Origin of the sequence: Novosphingobium kaempferiae (assembly GCF_021227995.1) — a bacterium.
Lineage (GTDB): Bacteria > Pseudomonadota > Alphaproteobacteria > Sphingomonadales > Sphingomonadaceae > Novosphingobium > Novosphingobium kaempferiae.
The window spans coordinates 4,195,302-4,214,511 of record NZ_CP089301.1; the positions used below are offsets into that span (position 1 = coordinate 4,195,302).

Genomic DNA, 19,210 nt, shown 5'->3' on the forward strand with positions numbered 1-19,210 from the left:
ACGCCCCCGATCATGAACCACTCAGCCGTGCAGCGGTGTTCGCATCGACCCCGGCATCGGCGCGCGGCGGCGCCAGACCTGGTGGATGCGGAAGATCTGCGGCCCTTCGATCAGGTAACGCCGCCACAGCCGCTGCGGGTTCGAGCAGAGGCGGAAGGCCCATTCCATCGACATCTGCTGCACCATCAGCGGCGCGCGCTCCTGTTCTCCGGAAAGGAACTCGAGGCTGGCGCCGATGCAGAAGCCGATGCCCTGCCCGCCGCGCGCCTTGGCGACGCGCCGCGCGACGATCTCCTGCTGGGGCGAGCCCACGGCAAGGAACGAGTAGCGCGCCTTGGCATCGACGAGGAAGCGCACGGCGCGCGCGACTTCGCGCGGATCCTTGATGAAGCCCATCGGCGGGTTGTAGTGGCTGACGTTGCGCAGCCCGTAGATCTCCTTGATCCGGGCCACGGTGGCGTCGCTGCCGCCGAGGATGGCGACGTGATCGTCGGGCGCGATGCCCTGTTCGAACAGGCGCAGCGTCAGGTCGCTGCCCGTCACCACCGGCAGGTCACGGCCGACGCCGCGCGCGAGGCGCGCGAGGATGCGACTGTCGCACAGCGTCATCCAGGCATCGCGATAGGCGGGCCACAAGTCGGAGCGGCGGCGCAGCAGGCGCACCACATGGTCGACGTTGGGCGTGACGATATAGGTGAACGGCGCCGAGGGCGGTCGCTTGCACACGGCGTCGAACGCGGTCGGCAGGTCGATCGGCGTGAAATCGAGGTCGAGGAACTCCACATCGTCGCGATGCGCCGCCTGGTGCCCGGCATTCGCGAGGCCGTTAAGCGGAAGTCCCAGTTCAGGCGTAAGAATCTCGTGTCCGGCGATCTCGCGCCCGGTCAGGTTCAGGTTTTCAAGCGACATGAGCGTGCCTCCCCATCGCGCGAGTATGCCGTCGCGGCGACGCGGGGTCTTCCCGAGCAACTCCGGCCAAGGAACTGCGGCCCCCTTTTGGCTTCCCGAAAAAGGGCACCGGACTTTTCGGGACAGCGGCTGCGACGGACCGATGCGGATTTCTCCCCACGGATAAGCCCGCCCTCATATGGGAGAATTTTCGGCAAGTAGCACATGGGGTTAGCTTTTCGACAGACCGACATTCGATGCCGGCTGTGGGGGTTAGACATGTTTCATTCGACCGATGAAGACCGGCCGCTCGCGGCGCGCCGGAAGACCCGGACCGTTTCGACGGCAATCACCGCTCTGGCCATGGGCCTCGCCGCCCACCCGGCCATGGCACAGGTCATCGCAACCCAGCTCGGCGCAAGTCCGGCAGCGGCGGCGGCAACGGCAGGCAACGCGGCCGGCCCTGCCATCGCGGCGCCGGTCGCACCGGCCATTGCGCCGACCATCGCGCCGGTCGTTTCCGGGGCGCAGTCGATGACCGTGATGGCGGAAGCCGCCAATCGCTACACCGTGAGGGCGGGCGACCAGCTCGACGTCTTCGTGTGGGGCGAGGAGCGGATGCAGCGCCAGGTGCTCGTCCAGCCGGACGGCAACTTCGCCTTCCCGCTGGCGGGCAACATCCGCGCCGCCGGGCGCAACGTCACCGACATCGCCGACGAGATTCGCGGCCGCATCGCGCTGAACTACACCGCCGCGCCGCCCGACGTCACCGTCACCGTGCGCGAGACCGATGGCACCCGCTTTTACGTGCTGGGCAAGGTCCGCACGCCGGGCAGCTTCACCAGCGGCTCGGCCCCGAACATCCTGCAGGCCCTGAGCATGGCCGGCGGCATCGCGGAGTTCGCCGACACCGGCAGCGCCGTGATCCTGCGCCAGACCCGCAATGGGCAGGTCGTCGAACGCGTTCGCCTGAGCAGTCTGCTGAAAGGCGCGCGTTCGCTGCAATCCGGAGCCCTTGCCACGCCGCTGCCGACTCTCCAGAGCGGCGACGTGCTGCTGATCCCGTGACGGCGGCGCATCGTGGCACGCTGCTCCTCCTCGCTGCCGCCCCGCCGATGCTGGGTGCGGCGCTGGGGCTGGCCCCGACCCATGCGGCCGCGCAGGAGCAGCAGCCGTACATCGAGTTCGACATGACGGGGTTCACGGGCCGCAACCCGTTCCTCACCCTCGACGACCGGGCTCGAACCTCCGGCGGGGAAATCTCCGCGCAGGGTGGCATCGGCATCGGGATCGATCCGAAGACCGCGCTCGATCTCGACGGCAGGATCGCCTACCGCCGGTACGACCGCCGTTACGGCTCGTTCACCACCGGCCGCGCCTCCGCCGAACTCAAGTATCGCGACGACGAGCGCCTCTCGCTGAGTTCACGGGCGCGCTTCGACCGGTCACTGCCGCTGGAAACCCTGGCGAGCACGATCGACGCCGCAGTCGACCCGATCAGTCTCCAGGAAAGCTATGCGCTCGAACAGAACGTGCGCTGGCGCCCGGATGCACATACCAGCTTCGCGGGCGAGATCTCGTGGAACCGCCGCGTTCCGCTGGGCTCGGTGCTGCTGGCCAAGACGGATGCGACGAGCTTCGGCGCGAGCGCGGAGCGGCACATATCGCCCTATACCTGGATAGGCCTGGGCGGCGTCGCGACCTTCAGCGAATCCGCGGACGGTTCGGACTCGGATTCCGCCATCGTCGTCCTCAAGGTGGGCACCCGCATCGGTCGGTACTTCTCCGCGCAGGCGGAAGGGGGGCTGTCGAAGATCACGCGCACTGAATCCGACGGTCGGCGCAACAACACGCCCGCCCAGCCGACCGCGTCCGTCTCGCTGTGCTACGATCCGCGCCGCCTGCGGGTCTGCCTTTCGGGCAGGATTTCGCCGGTCGTCACCAGCTTCGGCGGCATCCAGCGCGAAAAGACGCTGAACGCCACGTTCCAGTTGCAGACCAGCGAGCGCGGCACGCTCAGCGCCACTGCCGATTACCGCGCGGTCCCCGGCCCCACTTTCGAAACGGATACGAAGGTGATGCGCCTGTCCACTGCCTACGAGCACCGGCTCGACAACCGGTTCCGCCTTCACGTCGGCGCGGATTATGACCGCCGCACCGGCTTGTCCAGCCAGACGCTCGGCACCTGGACCGTCCGGGTCGGCGTCACCTTCCGGATACCCAGCCGATGAACACGACTTCTCCGATGCCCGCGACGCCCGCATCGCCGTCGCCGAACGATGCCGAAGCCCTCGGCATCTACCCGGTCGAGATCCTCGCCATGCTGCGCCGCCGCTGGCGCTGGCTGATCGCGCCGACCCTGCTCGGAGCGGGCGCGGCGACCGCGACCGTGCTGATGCGCGAGCCGGTCTACCGCTCCAGCGCGACGCTGCTGATCGATTCCCCGCAGATCCCGACGAGCCTCATCGCCTCGCCGCTGACCGAAGTGGCCGACGAGCGCATCGCCAAGATCCGCCAGCAGATCGTAAGCCGCGACAGCCTCACCCGGCTGATCGAGCAGAACAAGCTCTATCCCAAGGAGCGGGCCGCCATCGAGTATCCCAAGCTGCTCGAAATGATGCGCAACAAGATCGGGGTGAACCTCGTCGCCGCCAACCAGGCGCAGGGCCGGGGCAGCACGATCGCCTTCAACCTCACGTTCGACTATCGGGACGCGCGCTCGGCACAGGCCGTGACCGAACAGCTTACCCGCATGTTCCTCGTCGAGGACAAGCGCTTCCGCACCGAGCAGGCGACCGGCACCGCCGCCTTCCTCGCCCGGCGTTCGGACGAGCTGCGCCGCCAGCTGCGCGACCTTGCCGAGAAGCGCCGCGGCGTGGAGGCCCGCTATGCCGGGGCGCTGCCCACCGACGTGGCGCTCAGTTCGCAATCGAGCTCGGCGATGCGCGCGGAAATCTCGCGCACCGACGCGGAGACGCAGGGGCTGATCCAGCAGTCCAGCCTGCTCGCCGCCCGCCAGCAGGAGATCGAACGCCTGCCGCCCGGCATCGAGAACCTCCAGCGCGCCGAGGAACGCCTCGTCCGCCTGCTCGCCAGCCATTCGGAAGCCTTCCCCGACGTCATCGCCGCGCGCGCCGAAGTCGACCGCCAGCGCGCCATGCTGGCCAAGGAGCCCGCGCGCGGCGAGACGCTGATCCAGGCCGAGATCGTCGCCGGGCGTGAACGCATCGCCACCCTCGCCGCACGCCGCGCCGAGCTGGTGAACACGATGGCAGACCTCGACCGCCGCGTGGCGCAGGCGCCGCAGTCCGCCTACGAGCTGAACACGATCGAGCGCGAGTACGACAACATCAAGCGCCAGTACGACTCCCTCAGGGAGAAGCAGCTCGATGCGCAGGTCGCGGCCAATCTCCAGACGGAGGACAAAGGCGAGCGGTTCACCGTGGTCGATCCGCCGAACCTGCCGCTCCACCCGCTCGGCAAGAGCGGCTGGATAGTCCTGGCGATGGGCATCGCCGCAGGCTTCGCCATCGGCCTGTGCCTCATCATCGCCCGCGAAATGCTGACCGGCACCATCCATGGCGCCGAAAGCCTCCGCCGCGCCGTGCGCGCACCTCTGTTCGGAACCGTGGGCACGAGCCGCGGACCGTCATTCCTCGATCGGCTCGCGGCCTGGCTGCCCGGCCGCTCGCGAGCCGCATCGCCGGCCTATTCGGGAGCAGGGATATGAACGCTGAAATGTCATTCATTCCGCAGGGCGGCATCGAAGTGCCCGCGGTTGCCGGGATCACCTTCGCACCGGACGCGGACTACCTCGCGGCCAACCACATGATCGGCCTCGCGCCGCTCAGCAACGAGCTGCATCCCTTCACGATGATCCGCTCGGCGCTGCTGGATCATGCCCGCGCCACCGGCACCCGCGTCTTCGCGGTGACATCGGCGGAGCCCGGCAACGGCAAGACGCATATCGCCGCCAACCTTGCGATGGTGCTGGCCCGCGTCCACCCGACCGTCCTCGTCGAACTCGACCTGCGTCGCCCCTCGCTCGGCGAGCGGCTCGGCCTTCCCGACGACTACGCGGGCGTCGACGACTACCTTGCGGGCGAATGCCCCTGGAGCGCCACGCAGGCGCGGATCGAGGGGCTGGACCTTGCCGTCCACCGCGTCCGCCGCCCGCGCCTCGACGCCGAGGCGCTGCTCGCCTCGAACGGCCTGCCGCTGGCCCTGCGCAACCGGCAGTTCCTCGACAGCGGCGCGATCTGCATCATCGACACGCCGCCGGCGATCCTGAGCGACGACATGGTGCTCATCGCCCGCAGCGTCGATGGCATGCTGGTCGTGGCCGAGGAAGGCCGCACCGCAAGAGGCGCCCTGCGCGAGATCGCGCACGCCGTCAGCCCGACGCCGATCATCGGCACGGTGCTCAACCGTTCCATCTCGCAGCCGATGAGGCGGATCGACTACGGGTATTACAAAAGCGGCCCCAGAGAGGCCTGATCCCCCCTTCAAATCAGCGGAGAGTCCGATGCTGACCCTGATATCCAAGGGTCGCGCCAAGTGGTTGCGCGACCTGCCGTCCCGTGTCGCCTTCAACGTGCTCAACGAACGGCGTCTGCGCCTGTGGCTCGGCCAGCGGCATGCCGCCGCGCTTAACCGCCATTCGCACAGCCTGCCGCAGATGGATCCCCTCGGCGCTGCGATCGTCGATGCGGTCAACACCCACGGCGTCTACGTCACCACGCTCGACGCGCTGGGCGTCCCGGGGTCCGCCTCGCTGATGGACCTGGCAGGACCGCTGGCGGACGACTTCGCGGAGGACGCGCGCACGCTCGCCGCCGAAGGGCAGCAGTTCATCATCGTCCCGCCTGCCGAGATCGTGCGCAACCCGCAAATCTTCCGCTGGGGCCTGCACGACCGCCTGCTCGACATCGCCGAGAGCTACATCGGCCTGCCGGTCGCCTATGACGGCGTGGTCATCAACTACACCGTCGCCGACGGGCTGGAGATCGCGACGCGCCAGTGGCACCGCGACCGCGAGGACCGGCGCATGCTGAAGATCGCGATCTATCTCCACGAGGTCGACGACGAGGGCGGCCCGTTCGAGTGCATCTCGCTCCCCGACACGGTCCGCAGCGACGACGAAGGCTACCGCTACGAATTCGGCTCCGAGGATTCGCTGCGCCAGCGGCTCGGCGCGGATTTCTCGCGCGACCGCAGAAGCTGCACCGGGCTCAAGGGCACCGTGGTCTTCGCCGACACCGCGCGCTTCTTCCACCGTGGCAAGCCCGCCACGGGGCGCGACCGCGCCGCGCTGTTCTACAGCTACTTCGCCAATCCGCCGCGCCACCCGTTCCTGTGCGAGCGCAGCGGCATCTCGCGTTCGGAGGTTCGACACATGGTCAACGGCATGCCCGAGCGCCAGCGCACCGCCGCGCTGTGGCCAAGCCACCTGCCGCCGGTGCTGCGGATCATCCCCCCGGCCAGTCTCTGACATCGGAGGTCCAGCCCCGGACGGCAGCGCTGTCCGGGGCTTTCGTTCAGGCCACGTCACCGTGCCAGCGGCTTCAGCAGGTCCACCATGCGACCGGCGCAGCGCTCCGGATCGTGGCGCTCCAGCACCCTCGCCCGCGCCTCCATGCCCATCGCCGCGAGTTCCTCGGGCCAGGCATCCAGCGCTTCGTCGAGGGCACCTTCCAGCGCTTCGATCGAGCCCGAGGGCACCAGCCAGCCCACGTCGCCGTCCACCAGTTCGGGTATCCCGGCGATGGCGGTGGCGATGACCGGGCGGCCCAGCGCCATCGCCTCCATCAGCACCACCGGCAGGCCCTCGGCGAAGCTCGGCAGGACGAGGGCGCGGGACGCACGCAGTGCCTCGCGGATCGTTTCCGGGCTAGCCCAGCCGCGCAGGGTGACGATGCCGCGCAGGCCGAGCCGCTCGATCTGCGCCTCGATGATCGCCTCATCCTCGCCCCCGCCGATGACGTCGAGCCGGATTTCGCGGCGCGCCGCCACGCGGGCGACGGCTTCCAGCAGCAGCGGCAGGCCCTTTTGCGCGCTCAGCCGCGCCACGCAGAGCAGCTGCGGCGTGACGACCGGCTCCTGCACGCCGTCCTCGATGCTGGCGAAGAACGCGGGGTCCGGTGCGCAGTGGACGACGTGGATGCGCGACCAGTGATCCGGGCGCGACCAGCGCATGAGCTGCCCGCGCCCGAAGCTGGAGACGCCGATGACGAAGGCCGCCTCGGCGATCTTGCCCGGCAGGTCGAGCCCGCGAGGGGCATCGAACTCGTCCGGCCCGTGCGCGGTGAAGCTGTAGGTCACGGGCGCGAGGCGGGCGACGAGGCGTGCCACCATCGCCGGGTTCGTCCCGAAATGGGCGTGGAGGTGCGAGACACCTTCCGCCTCCAGCCGCCGCGCGAGCAGCGCCGCCTCGGCGAAATAGGCGCAGGCGCGGATGCGGTTGCCGCTGCCACCGGTGCGCCAGGCGAGGCCCAGCGCGCGCAGCGCCGCGACGGGACGTGTGGCGAGACAGCCGAGCACGGCCTTCGCCAGCGCGCCCCTGTCCTCCAGCAGCCCGGTGGTCCGCGCCGCCTCGGCGCGCTCTGTCGCGTCGGCCGCGCCTTCCCCGGCACGGCGCACAGTGAAGCGGTGGACCTCGATACCCTGCCGTTCAAGCGCGGCGATCTCGGTCTGGATGAAGCTGTGACTGATCTTCGGGTAGACGTTGCTGAGGTAGGCAACCGCCGCGCGACTGCGCCGGGTGGCGGTGCCGACCGCCCCCCGCACGCCATGCTCGCGCACGGCCTCTTCACGCCCGAGGCGCTTCAGGACGAGCGGCGCGAGGGCCGTTTCGGTGATCTGGGTCATCGCCGCATTATGCTTACCGCGCCCGCCCGCGGCATTGCGTGTTTTCCGTAGGGAATTTGGCCTGTGGGCCATGGGAGCATGATCGCACGGATGCCGCGCCGCAACGCAGCGTGGGATGAACCGGGTTCGTTGCGGGAGATCCGATTTGCCGGCCTTGGCCGCCTTGTATTCCGGTTGGTGGAAGAGGAACCGGGACGGTGAACCGTCCACGGTTGGGCCATCTACGATTGGGCGTGGGAGGACGGTCATGCGCCGGGCCCGGGTGGGGCTCGGCGCATGTCTGGCCCTGCTCGCCGTCGCCACGGTGCCGGTCGACCACCCCGTCGCCAGCCCGCTGCCCCGATTGACCACGCCGCCCATCGTGCGCGGCGCGTTCGACGGGCCGGACGCCATGCCGCTGCCGCCCGCCGATGCCCAGTCGCTGCTGGCCCGCGCCTTCAACGCGCAGGTGCCGATGGCGCGCGGCGTGCTCGTCCCCGCGCAGCCTTTCTACCTGCGCACCGGGCCGGAGGACATCGCCCGCGCCACGGACTGCCTCGCCGCCGCTGACTATTACGAGGCCGGAGTCGGCATCTCCGACCAGCGCGCCGTCGCGCAGGTGGTGCTGAACCGCGTGCGCCACCGGGCCTTCCCCTCGACCGTGTGCGGCGTCGTCTTCCAGGGGTCGGAGCGTCGCACCGGCTGCCAGTTCACCTTCACCTGCGACGGCTCGCTGCTGCGCCGCACGCCTTCCGCCGTAGCATGGCAGCAGGCGCGCCGCGTGGCGACCGAGATGCTGCTCGGTCAGGTGGAGCCGATCGTCGGCCTCGCCACGCATTACCATACCGACTGGGTGAGCCCGGCGTGGGACCGCACGATGGACAAGATCGCCGTCGTGCGCACGCACCTGTTCTATCGCTGGCGCGGGCAGCAGATCTTCGAGATGCGCTACAGCGGCGTCGAGCCGGAAATCGCCCAGCTCGCCCGCCTGTCCGATGCGCATCGGGGAGAGGACTTCTCGGTTCCCGACGTGGAACTCGCCGCCTCGTCCGCCGTACCGGCGCCGCATATCGCGACGATCATGCCGACCGGTCCGCTGGCACCGCCGCTCGGCGCGCCGAGCGTCGCCGCGCCGCCGCCGTCGAACGTATTCCTCGTCACGCTCCCCGCCGGGGGCTCGCCCGCAAGCTTCCGCGCGCTGGCCGAACAGCGCTGCGCCGGGGTGAGCCAGTGCCGCTTCATCGGCTGGACCGACGCCGCGCGCACGCCGCGCGCCCTGCCGATGCCCGGCAGCGCGGTCGATGCGATCGCCTTCGTCTTCGAACGCCACAGCACCACTGCCGCCGCCAGCATGCGCTGGGACTGCGCCCGCTTCGCGCCGGACGCCTCGGGCCGCTGCATCTGAGCCTCGGGCCCGGTCCGGCCGCCCAATAGCCCCTCCCGAAAATTGCCACGCGGTTTCAGGAATGTCCCCGCGCGGCACCGCCGCCTAGACTTCGGGACGGGAACGGGGGCGTTTTCGCGGACGGGATGCCCGGATCATTTCCCGGTGGAGGGAACCGCACTTGTCGTCAGCACAGCATGGATCCTATCGCACGGAGATAGACGGCCTGCGCGCCATCGCGGTGCTCGCGGTGGTGCTCTACCACTTCGCGGTGCCGGGGCTGAAGGCCGGGTTCGTCGGCGTCGATGTCTTCTTCGTGATCTCGGGCTTCCTGATCGGCGGCATGCTGTGGTCGGAGATGACCGAGCGGGGCCGCATCGACCTCGGCAGCTTCTACCTGCGCCGCATCCGCCGCCTTGCCCCCGCGTTCTTCGCGATGGGCATGGCGAGCATGCTGATCGGCTGGTTCGTGCTGCTGCCCTACGAGTTCCGCAATCTCGGCAAGGAACTCATCGCGTCGAGCCTGTGGATGTCCAACATCCTGTTCTACCGCGAGGCGGGCTACTTCGATTTCGGCGCGGAGAACCGGGTGCTGCTGCACACCTGGTCGCTGTCGGTGGAGGAGCAGTTCTACATCTTCCTGCCGCTGCTGCTGAACGCGCTGCTGCTCGTCCGCGCGCGCCCGCAGCTGGTGCTGGGCGTACTGGTGGCGGTGTGGACCGCATCGCTGATCGGCTGCATCGCCTTCACGGCGGGCTATCCGGTGCTGACCTTCTACCTCTTCCCGTTCCGCGCGTGGGAGATGCTGTCGGGCGTGCTGCTGGCGATCTGGCTGCAGAAGTCCGCGCCGGGGCCGCAGCTGCAGGCCCTGCTGGCATGGACCGGCATCGCCCTGCTCGCCGCCTCGTTCATGCTGATCGAGAACACCGGCTTCCCCGGATACCAGGCCCTGCTGCCGGTCGCCGGGAGCGCCGCCGTGATCGCCGGAGCCGCCCGCGCGCGCGGCAATCCCGGCACCTTCCTGTCACACCCGACGATGGTCTTCGTCGGGCTGATCTCCTACTCGCTCTACCTCTGGCACTGGCCGCTGCTGATCCTGTCACGCTACTGGCGCGGGGAGTATGCATCGCCGGCAGAGACCGCCGCGTGGCTGGCGCTGGTCTTCGTGGTCGCGACGCTGAGCTGGCGCTTCGTCGAGCAGCCGTTCCGCCGTGCCCGCTGGGTCACGCCGCCCCGGCTCGTCGGCGGGGCCGCCTTCGCCGCCTGCGCCGTGCTCTCGATGGGCGCGCTGAGCTACGTGACCAACGGCATGCCCGACCGCTTCTCGCGCGAGACGCAGGTCTACATCACCGCATCGGGCGGCTTCCTGCAGGACATGAGCCGCTGCACGCGCGCCGGCAGCGGTCCGCTCGCCGGGGTGGAGACCTGCGCCATCGGGCCGGAGGGCAAGCCCGAGTTCCTGATCTGGGGCGACAGCCACCTGCGCGCGCAGATGGACGGCCTCGCCATGGCCGCGCGCGAGGCGGGGCGTCCGGGCCTGATAATCTGGCACGCCGGTTGCCCGCCGCTGTTCGGCCTCGCCAAGCAGGAAAGCGCCGCGACGCCCGATCAGGACCGCGCCTGCATGGACGACAACCGCCGCATCCGCGCGGCGATCCGCCAGTTCCCCGACATCCACCGCCTGCTGCTCGTCGGCCGCTGGGCCTATTACGCCGACGGCAAGGGCGTGGGCCGCGACGCGCACAACGTCATCCGCCTCGCGCCCGAGGACGGCTCCGGCCTGCCCCGCAACGTCGCGCAGGCCGACCTGTTCGGCGCCGCGCTCAAGCTCACCGTGGCCGAACTCAACGGCGACGGCTACGAGGTCTACCTGATGCGGCAGGTGCCCGAGCTGCCGCAGTACGACAGCATCAGGGTCGCCCGCGACATGGCCTACGGACGGCTCACCGCCGATCAGGCGCGCACGCTCGCCAGCGTGCAGATGCCCGCCCTGCGCGAACGCACCCGGCTGGCGGAGGCCCCCATCGACCAGCTCGTCGCCGACCGGCAGGTCCGGCTGATCGACCCGTGGCCCCGCCTCTGCGCCGACAAGTGCAGCGGCATGCAGAACGGCACCTCGCTCTACTTCGACAACAACCACATGACTTATGCGGGCGCGGTCAGCCTGCGCGACCTGTTCATCCCGTTCCTCTCGGGCAGCAAACCGGGGCGCACATGATCGGCGCACTCGCCGCAAGACACTGGGACGTCATCGTCATCGGCACCGGCATCGGCGGCGGCGTCATCGGTCGTCGCCTCGCCGAGCGGGGCCTCTCGATCCTGTTCGTCGAGAAGGGCCGCGCGGGCTACCGCACCGAGGAGAACCACATGCCCGGCGACGAGGTCTCCGACCCGGTCGCCCGACTGGCGCGCGGATCGTGGCCGGAGCCCGTCCGCGCGCGGATCGAGGGGCAGGAGCGCCGCTTCCACGCCGCCATCGGCGCGGGCGTCGGCGGATCCTCGGTATTCTACGCGGCGACGCTGGAGCGGCCCGAGGTCCACGACCTCGACCACAGCGAGGAACGACCGCACCCTACCGCCGGATGGCCGGTCCGCTTCGCCGAGATGCTGCCCTACTTCGACCAGGCGCAGGCGCTGTTCTCGATCCGGGGCGAGCCCGACCCGCTCGCCAGCCACCCGACGCCAAGCCTCGCTGCCCCGGCCCGGATGTGCGAGGGCGACGCAAGGTTGATGGCGGGAATGCGCCGCTCCGGCCTCCATCCCTACCAGCTCCACAGCGCCATGCTCGGCGTCGAGGGATGCGGCTCATGCCTTGGCCGCAAGTGCCCGCGCCCGTGCAAGATGGACGGCCGCTCGGCGGGCGTGGAACCCGCCGTGGCGACCGGCCGCGCCGCCGTCGCCGACCGCTGCGAGGTAAAGGAACTCATCGGCGGCAACGGTCGCATCACGCAAGTCGTCGCCAGCCGCGACGGCGAGGACGTGACCTTCACCGGCGACCATGTCGTACTGGCCGCCGGGGCGCTCTCGTCCCCGCGCATCCTTCTCGGCTCGCGCTCGTCCGGCTGGTCGGAGGGCTGCGGCAATGCGCGCGGGCAGGTCGGCCGCAACCTGATGTTCCATCTCAACGAGATGTTCGCCCTCTGGCCCCGGCGCGGCGAGGGCTACGACGAGGCCGCCAAGTCCATCGGCTTTCGCGATCTCTACCACGCCGACGGGCACCGCTTCGGCATGGTGCAGGCGATGGGCCTCGATGCGGGCGAAGGCGAGATCCTCAGCTACCTGCGCGGCAAGATCGACCGGACGCCGCTGCGCCGCGTGCCGGGGGCGAAGGAACTGGCGCGCATCCCGGCAAAGGTCGCGGCACAGATGCTCGGGCAGGCCAAGGTCTTCGTCGGCCTGCTGGAAGACATGCCCTATGCCGAGAACCGCGTGATGCCCGACCCGGAACGTCCCGGCGGCATCCTCGTCGACTATCGCTTCAGCCCCGAACTGCACCAGCGGCGCAAGCGGTTCCGCAAGCTGATCCGCTCGTCGCTCGGCCAGCGGACGCTGTTCCTCACTTATGAGCCGGTGCTCAACTTCGGCCATCCCTGCGGGAGCCTGCGCATGGGGACAGACCCCGAGAAAAGCGTCGTCGATGCCCGGTGCCGCGTCCACGGCATGACCAACCTGTGGGTCGCCGACGCCTCGTTCATGCCCACTTCGATGGGCGTCAACCCCAGCCTGACCATCGCCGCCAACGCGCTGCGGGTGGGCGATGCCATCATGGCCGCGGCATGAGCGGCGGCAACGAAAACGGGGGCGGCGATGGCGGCATCGCGGTCGTCACCGGCGCGGGACGCGGGCTCGGCCGGGCGCTGGCGGTGGAACTGGTCGCGCGCGGATGCACCGTCGCCGGTCTCGGCCGCAGCGCGGCGGACCTTGCCGAAACCTCCGCGCTGAGCACCGGCCCCGGCGCATTCCACGCCCTGACCTGCGACGTCTCGGACTACGACAGCGTGCGCAATGCCTTCGCGCAGATACGCGCGCTCGGCCCGGTGGCGATCCTCATCAACAATGCCGCCGTCTATCCCCGTCGCGATTTCCTCGACGAGACGGCGGAAAGCTTCATGCAGAGCATCGCCACCAACCTCGGCGGCATGGTCGCGTGCAGCCGCCTCGCTCTCGACGACATGGTGAGCCGGGGCACCGGCCGCATCGTCAACGTCACCAGCTTCGCCGACCTCGCGCCGATCTGCGCGAGCAGCGCCTATTCGGTGTCCAAGGGCGCGGGCCGCATCTTCACCCGCGCCATGGTGGCCGACCTCGAAGGTCGCTTTCCCGGCATCGTCGTCAGCGACTGGATTCCGGGCGCGCTGCGCACCACCATGGGCCTGCCCGACGGCATCGAGCCCGAGGACGCTGCCCGCTGGGGCGCCGAACTCGCGCTGTCGCAGCACCCCTCGATGAACGGCACGCTGTGGGAGCGCAACAACGAGGTGCTCGCGCCTCAGTCCCTGAAGCGCCGCCTGTTCAACCGCCTGCTGATGCGCCGGACGCCCGCGCCCCGGATGCTCAGCGCGGCGTGATGATTTGGGAAGGCCGGCTGGAGCGGGTAGCGGGAATCGAACCCGCATAGCCAGCTTGGAAGGCTGGAGCTTTACCACTAAGCTATACCCGCTCATCGCGCCGATGCCGCTGCCCCGTGGTAACTCGGGCCGCGTCGTGGAGAGGCGCTTGCCACGGTCGGGGCATCTGCGTCAACGGCTCTCTTGCATCGACGCTGTGCATGAACGCGTGCGGGCGTGGATCGCCCCGGCGGCTTCTCCGGACATAATGACGGAAAACCGCCATTCCAGACCATTCGCCCTGCCCCTGCGGACGCCCGTACCGGCGTCTGCGTATTCTCTCGCAGGTGCGGCGATGATAGCCTGCGGACGACGCAGCCGAACCGAGGGGCCTTCATGAATACCCAGCGCACTCCTGCCGAAGCCGCCGCTCCGGTCGCGGCGAAGCGGCGCAATCCGCTCGACCTGCTGATGAACTCGGGGCTCGGCAAGCTGCTGCGCGGCATCGGCGTCGCGCCCCGGCGGGACCATGCGGACAGCCTGATGGACCTTGCCGACGCGCTGCTTTCGCTGCGCGGGCGCGCTTCGGGACCGGCGCTCGCCTCGGCGTTCTTCGAGCTTTACGAAGCCAGCAGCATCGAGGCGCGGCAGGACTTTCTCGGCAAGGTGCATGACCTGCACCCCGCCGATGCCAAGGCGATCGACAAGGCCATCGCCAAGTGGAACGAGAAGCGGGACGAGGCTTCCGCGCTGGCGCTGAACCTTGCCAGCAAGTCGCCCAGCCGCCGCCTCATCAACCAGCTCAACCTCGCGCCGCAGGGGACACCGCGCCTGATCGGGCTGCGCGAGGATCTGCTGGCGGTGCCCAAAGCAGGCACCACGCCGGGCCTGCTGGCGCTCGACCGCGATCTGGAGAACGCCTTCACCGCATGGTTCAACGCCGGGTTCCTCGAACTGCGGCGGATCGGCTGGGACAGCTCGGCGCAACTGCTGGAGCGGATCATCCGCTACGAGGCGGTCCACCAGATCCAGGGCTGGGATGACCTTCGCCGCCGCGTCGAGCCGGTAGACCGGCGGTGCTACGGCTTCTTCCACCCGCAGATGCGTGACGATCCGCTGATCTTCGTCGAAGTCGCGCTGACACCGCAGATTCCCGGCTCGATCCACGAGATCATTTCCGACCATCGCGAGACGATCGCGCCCAGCGAGGCGAATTGCGCGATCTTCTATTCGATCTCGAACTGTCAGGTGGGCCTCAAGGGCATTCCCTTCGGCAACCACCTCATCAAGCGTGTCGTCGGCCTGCTGAAGGAGGAACTGCCGCACCTCAAGACTTTCGCCACGCTCTCTCCGGTGCCGGGCTTTGCGAAGTGGCTGGCGAAGGAGCAGGCGAGCGATGCCCCGGTGCCCGGCGCGCAGGAACTGCGGCGGCTGGCAGCCCGCTATCTGGTGGAGGCCAAGGGCAAGGGCAACCAGCCGCTCGACCCCGTGGCGCGCTTCCACCTCGGCAACGGCGCGCGGCTGGAGGCGGTCCACGCCAATGCCGACCTGTCCGCCAACGGGCAGAAGCAGGCGCACGGCGTCATGGTGAACTACCTCTACGACCTCGCCGACATTGAGGCGAACTTCTTCGCGCTGACCGAACTGGGCACCGTGGCGACATCCAAGGCCGTGCAGGCGCTGGTGGACGAGCCCGAGGGCGGGGCGAAGAAGGCGGGTGGGAAGAAGGCCAAGGATGCCGTGGCGGCGTAGTCCGCACACGTCGTCCCGGACTTGATCCGGGACCGGTGGCCATCTTTAGGCGCGCCCAGCCGATGGGGCTTCGACAGGCTCAGCCTGAGCGGGTTTGGAGGTTGTTACTCTAACTCCGCTCACCCTGAGCCTGTCGAAGGGTCAATGCCCCTCGTAAGCCAGCAGCGCATCCGCAGGCACGCCCGCATCGCGCAGGCGCTGGGCCCCCCCCAACTCCGGCAGGTCGATGGCGAAGAGCGAGTGCACCACCTCGCCCCCGGCCCGCCGCAGCAGTTCCACCGCCGCCAGCGCGGTGCCGCCGGTGGCGATGAGGTCGTCCACCAGCACCACCCACGCGCCGTCGGGGACCGCGCCGGGATCGACCTCCAGCGTGTCGGTGCCGTATTCCAGCGCATAGTCGATGGCGAGCACCGGCACCGGCAGCTTGCCGGGCTTGCGCACGGGTACGAAGGGAAGCCCCATGCGCGCCGCCATGGCCGCGCCGAAGATGAAGCCGCGCGCCTCGACGCCCGCGATGACCTCGGCGCCCGCAGCCTCGGCACGCTCGACCATGTGGCCCACTGCCGCCGCGAAGCCGGGACCGTCGCCGATCAGCGTGGTCACGTCGCGGAACAGGATTCCGGGCTTGGGGAAGTCGGGGATCGTGCGCACCAGCTGGCGCAGGTCTTCGACGGTCACGGGTATTCTCCGGTCTTTCAAAAACGAAGCGCCCCGCCATCACCGAGGGTGGCGGGGCGCCGGAGCCCTTAGCAGCTAGTGGGCGATCACCGAACCCTCTTCGTCATTGCAAGCGGAGCGAAGCAATCCAGAGCGGCTTAAGCGGCCGTTGATTGCCACGGGGCTTACGCCCCTCGCAATGACGAGGCGGGTGGGATCAGTGCTTCTTGCCCGCCCAGATGTTGCGGTAGGACATGTAGCCCAGCACGGTCGCGAAGATCAGGAAGAGCACCACGGCGAGGCCGGTCTGGTTGCGCTTTTCCAGCTTCGGCTCGGCGGTCCAGACGAGGAACGCAGCGACGTCCTTGCCCATCTGGTCGACGGTCGGCTTGGGGTTGCCCGGGCCGTACTCGACCTGACCGTCGCTGGTGAGCGGCGGGGCCATCGCGAGGTTGAGGTTCGCGAAGTACGGGTTGAAGTGCAGGCCGTCCGGGGTCTTGGCGTCCGGGAACTCCTTGAGCAGTTCCGCAGGCTGCGCCTGATAGCCGGTGATCAGCGAGTAGACGTAGGCCGGGCCTTCGTGACGCGCCTTGGTGATGAGCGACAGGTCGGGCGGGATCGCGTTGTTGTTCGCGGCGCGCGCGGCGATGTCGTTGGCGAAGGGCTTGGGGAAGTAGTCCGTCGCCTGACCCGGGCGCATGTTCGCCTCACCCGTGGTCGGGTCGGTGCCGGGCACCTGGAAGCCCGCTGCGATGGCCTTCACCTGACCTTCGGAATAACCCAGCTGCTCCAGATCGCGGAAAGCGACGTGGCTCAGCGAGTGGCAGGCCGAGCAGACTTCCTTGTAGATCTGGAAGCCGCGCTGGAGCTGCTGCTTGTCGAACTTGCCGAAGATGCCGTCGCTGGCGAGGTGCAGTTCCTTGGGGTGCAGGTGGAACTCGTGCTCCGCCGTCTTGGCCGCGGGTTCGGTGGCCCAGGTGTAGAAGCCTACACCGAAGGACCACGCGAGCGCGACCGTGAAGAACAGCCCGACGAGGATCGAGAGAATGCGTGCCATGTCTTTCGTCTTTCGTTCTGGCTGGATCAGACGGCCGAAGCCGGGGCGGCGGACACGTCGAGCTGGGCTTCGTCATCCTTGCCGAGCACCGATTCCGTGATGGAATAGGGCAGCGGCAGCGGCTTCTCGATCGAGGAGACGATCGGCACGATGATGAGGAAGTGCGCGAAGTAGTAGAGCGCCGCCAGCTGGCTGAACATCACGTAGGGCTCTTCCGCCGGCGCACCGCCGCAGTAGAACAGCACGAGCATGTCAGCCACGAGCACCCAGAAGAACTTCTTGTACAGCGGGCGATAGGTGCCCGAGCGCACCGGCGACTTGTCGAGCCAGGGCAGGAAGAACCACACCAGGATCGCGCCGAACATGGCGAGCACGCCCATCAGCTTGGCCGGGATGAAGAAGAAGTCCTGCGTGAAGGCGCGAAGGATCGCGTAGAACGGCCAGAAGTACCATTCGGGAACGATGTGCGCGGGCGTGCTCATCGGGTTCGCCGGAATGTAGTTGTCCGGGTGGCCGAGCGCGTTCGGGAAATAGAACACCGCGATCGAGAACAGGATCGCGAAGACGCCGATCGCCCAGCCGTCCTTGGCGACGTAGTACGGGTAGAACGGCACCGTGTCCGAGCTGGACTTCACTTCCACGCCGGTCGGGTTCGACGAGCCGGGGATGTGCAGCGCCCAGATGTGCAGGATCACCACGCCCAGGATCACGAAGGGCAGCAGGTAGTGCAGCGAGAAGAAGCGGTTCAGCGCGGCGTTATCGGGCGCGAAGCCGCCGAGCAGCCACTGCTGCAGCGGCTCGCCCACGAAGGGGATCGCGCCGAACAGGCCGGTGATGACCTTGGCGCCCCAGAAGCTCATCTGGCCCCAGGGCAGCACGTAGCCCATGAAGGCGGTGGCCATCATGAGCAGGAAGATCACGACGCCCAGCAGCCACACCATCTCGCGCGGGGCCTTGTAGGAGCCGAAGTAGAAACCGCGGAAGATGTGGATGTAGATGACGACGAAGAAGGCCGAGGCGCCGTTGGCGTGCGCATAGCGCATCAGCCAGCCCCAGTTCACGTCGCGCACGGTCATCTCGATCGTGTCGAAGGCCACGGCGGTGTTGGCCGCGTAGTGCATGGCCATGACGATGCCGGTGACGATCTGCAGCACGAGGCACAGCCCCGCGAGGAAACCGAAGTTCCAGAAATAGTTCAGGTTGCGCGGGACTTCGTAGCCGCCGCCGACCGCGTTGTAGACGAGGCGCGGGATAGGCAGCCGGTCGTCCATCCACTTCATGAAGGGATGCGCGGGGGTATAGTGCTTTGCCCAGGGAAAGCTCATGTTCTTGATCCTCTCTCTTGGGCTCAGCCGATCTTGACGACGGTGTCGGAGCTGAACGCGTACTCCGGAACCTCGAGGTTCTTGGGCGCGGGGCCCTTACGGATACGCGCTGCGGTGTCGTAGGACGAGCCGTGGCAGGGGCAGAAGTAGCCGCCGAATTCGCCCTTCACCTCGCCCTCGCCCGCGCCCAGCGGCACGCAGCCGAGGTGGGTGCAGACGCCCATGGTGATGAGCCAGTTCTCCTTGCCCTCCTTCGTGCGCTCCTCCAGCGTCTGGGGATCGCGCAGCGACGAGGGATCGACCGCGTTCGCTTCCGCGATTTCCTTCGGCGTCAGGTTGCGCACGAAGACGGGCTGCTTGCGGAAGATCGCCTTGATGGCCTGGCCGGGCTGGATCGCGGAGATGTCGATTTCAGTCGAGGAAGCCGCCAGAACGTCCGCCGAAGCCGACATCTGGCTCACGAGCGGGATGACGATCCCGACGCCAGCGACACCCGCGGCGCTGACTGCGGCAATGTTGATGAAATCGCGCCGCCTTACGCCCTCTGTTTCTGCCATGTTTGCCCTTGCCTTGCTTTCGACAACCCACACTGCCGGGGGACCGACAGGAGGTCAATCAGACCACAGTATCCTGGTATCCCCCTTGTCGGTTTCGAGACCCGGCCCCGCCCACGGCAGGCCCGCTTCTCTCCCGACTTTGGGGCCCTGTTATACGTGAACGACGGCCGTGCCAACCGTGTTTTTGGTCGGGGCAA

Annotated in this window: 16 protein-coding genes and 1 tRNA gene; 10 read left to right on the top strand and 7 right to left on the bottom strand. The window is 68.7% G+C overall.

What is annotated here, in order from left to right; translation table 11 throughout:
• Window positions 1-21 precede the first annotated feature (21 nt).
• Complete coding sequence (locus LO787_RS19085) at window positions 22-909, bottom strand: WecB/TagA/CpsF family glycosyltransferase (RefSeq protein ID WP_232492563.1); 888 nt, start codon at window positions 907-909, stop codon at window positions 22-24.
• Window positions 910-1,167: 258 nt separating this feature from the next.
• Here LO787_RS19085 and LO787_RS19090 point away from each other — a divergent pair, with 258 nt between their 5' ends.
• The 5 genes from LO787_RS19090 to LO787_RS19110 are packed head-to-tail and all read left to right on the top strand — an operon-like array spanning window position 1,168 to window position 6,379.
• A complete protein-coding gene (locus tag LO787_RS19090; protein ID WP_232492564.1) occupies window positions 1,168-1,956 on the top strand; it encodes a polysaccharide biosynthesis/export family protein in 789 nt (262 codons plus the stop codon).
• On the top strand, window positions 1,953-3,119 hold the full coding sequence (locus tag LO787_RS19095) for a hypothetical protein (protein ID WP_232492565.1): 1,167 nt from the start codon (window positions 1,953-1,955) through the stop codon (window positions 3,117-3,119). Before LO787_RS19090 ends, LO787_RS19095 begins: the two co-directional genes overlap by 4 nt.
• Window positions 3,116-4,618: a GumC family protein gene (locus LO787_RS19100; protein WP_232492566.1), complete on the top strand. Its 1,503-nt coding sequence runs from the start codon at window positions 3,116-3,118 to the stop codon at window positions 4,616-4,618. Before LO787_RS19095 ends, LO787_RS19100 begins: the two co-directional genes overlap by 4 nt.
• An 8-nt stretch (window positions 4,619-4,626) precedes the next feature.
• Entirely contained in the window at window positions 4,627-5,385 is a 759-nt protein-coding gene (locus tag LO787_RS19105; RefSeq protein WP_232492567.1) for a CpsD/CapB family tyrosine-protein kinase, read from the top strand.
• Between the two features lie 28 nt (window positions 5,386-5,413).
• Window positions 5,414-6,379: a hypothetical protein gene (locus LO787_RS19110; protein WP_232492568.1), complete on the top strand. Its 966-nt coding sequence runs from the start codon at window positions 5,414-5,416 to the stop codon at window positions 6,377-6,379.
• 56 nt (window positions 6,380-6,435) lie between these two features.
• Here LO787_RS19110 and LO787_RS19115 read toward each other — a convergent pair whose 3' ends face one another.
• Window positions 6,436-7,755, bottom strand: coding sequence for a glycosyltransferase (locus tag LO787_RS19115; protein WP_232492569.1), 1,320 nt, complete (start codon window positions 7,753-7,755; stop codon window positions 6,436-6,438).
• A 247-nt stretch (window positions 7,756-8,002) separates the two neighbouring features.
• Here LO787_RS19115 and LO787_RS19120 point away from each other — a divergent pair, with 247 nt between their 5' ends.
• From LO787_RS19120 to LO787_RS19135, 4 genes are all read left to right on the top strand, one after another.
• Window positions 8,003-9,139 carry a cell wall hydrolase gene (locus tag LO787_RS19120; protein WP_232492570.1) on the top strand — a complete coding sequence of 379 codons (1,137 nt, stop codon included), beginning with the start codon at window positions 8,003-8,005 and terminating at the stop codon, window positions 9,137-9,139.
• 160 nt (window positions 9,140-9,299) lie between these two features.
• Window positions 9,300-11,336: an acyltransferase family protein gene (locus tag LO787_RS19125; RefSeq protein ID WP_232492571.1), complete on the top strand. Its 2,037-nt coding sequence runs from the start codon at window positions 9,300-9,302 to the stop codon at window positions 11,334-11,336.
• Entirely contained in the window at window positions 11,333-12,898 is a 1,566-nt protein-coding gene (locus LO787_RS19130) for a GMC oxidoreductase (RefSeq protein ID WP_232492572.1), read from the top strand. Before LO787_RS19125 ends, LO787_RS19130 begins: the two co-directional genes overlap by 4 nt.
• Window positions 12,895-13,686, top strand: a complete 792-nt coding sequence (locus LO787_RS19135) for an SDR family oxidoreductase (RefSeq protein ID WP_232492573.1) — start codon at window positions 12,895-12,897, stop codon at window positions 13,684-13,686. Before LO787_RS19130 ends, LO787_RS19135 begins: the two co-directional genes overlap by 4 nt.
• A gap of 18 nt (window positions 13,687-13,704) precedes the next feature.
• Here the strand turns inward: LO787_RS19135 and LO787_RS19140 are convergent.
• Window positions 13,705-13,778: transfer RNA gene (locus LO787_RS19140), tRNA-Gly, on the bottom strand.
• 283 nt (window positions 13,779-14,061) lie between these two features.
• Between LO787_RS19140 and LO787_RS19145 the strand changes: the two genes are divergently transcribed.
• Window positions 14,062-15,417 (top strand): malonyl-CoA decarboxylase domain-containing protein, encoded by a 1,356-nt coding sequence (locus tag LO787_RS19145; RefSeq protein ID WP_232492574.1) that lies wholly within the window; start codon window positions 14,062-14,064, stop codon window positions 15,415-15,417.
• Window positions 15,418-15,558: 141 nt separating this feature from the next.
• Here LO787_RS19145 and LO787_RS19150 read toward each other — a convergent pair whose 3' ends face one another.
• The 4 genes from LO787_RS19150 to petA form a co-directional block, all read right to left on the bottom strand.
• A complete protein-coding gene (locus LO787_RS19150; RefSeq protein ID WP_232492575.1) occupies window positions 15,559-16,095 on the bottom strand; it encodes an adenine phosphoribosyltransferase in 537 nt (178 codons plus the stop codon).
• A 196-nt stretch (window positions 16,096-16,291) separates the two neighbouring features.
• Entirely contained in the window at window positions 16,292-17,131 is an 840-nt protein-coding gene (locus tag LO787_RS19155; RefSeq protein ID WP_232492576.1) for a cytochrome c1, read from the bottom strand.
• A gap of 26 nt (window positions 17,132-17,157) precedes the next feature.
• Window positions 17,158-18,456: a cytochrome b gene (locus LO787_RS19160; RefSeq protein ID WP_232492577.1), complete on the bottom strand. Its 1,299-nt coding sequence runs from the start codon at window positions 18,454-18,456 to the stop codon at window positions 17,158-17,160.
• A 23-nt stretch (window positions 18,457-18,479) separates the two neighbouring features.
• Entirely contained in the window at window positions 18,480-19,013 is a 534-nt protein-coding gene (gene petA / locus LO787_RS19165) for a ubiquinol-cytochrome c reductase iron-sulfur subunit (protein WP_232492578.1), read from the bottom strand.
• Between the last annotated feature and the right edge of the window lie 197 nt (window positions 19,014-19,210).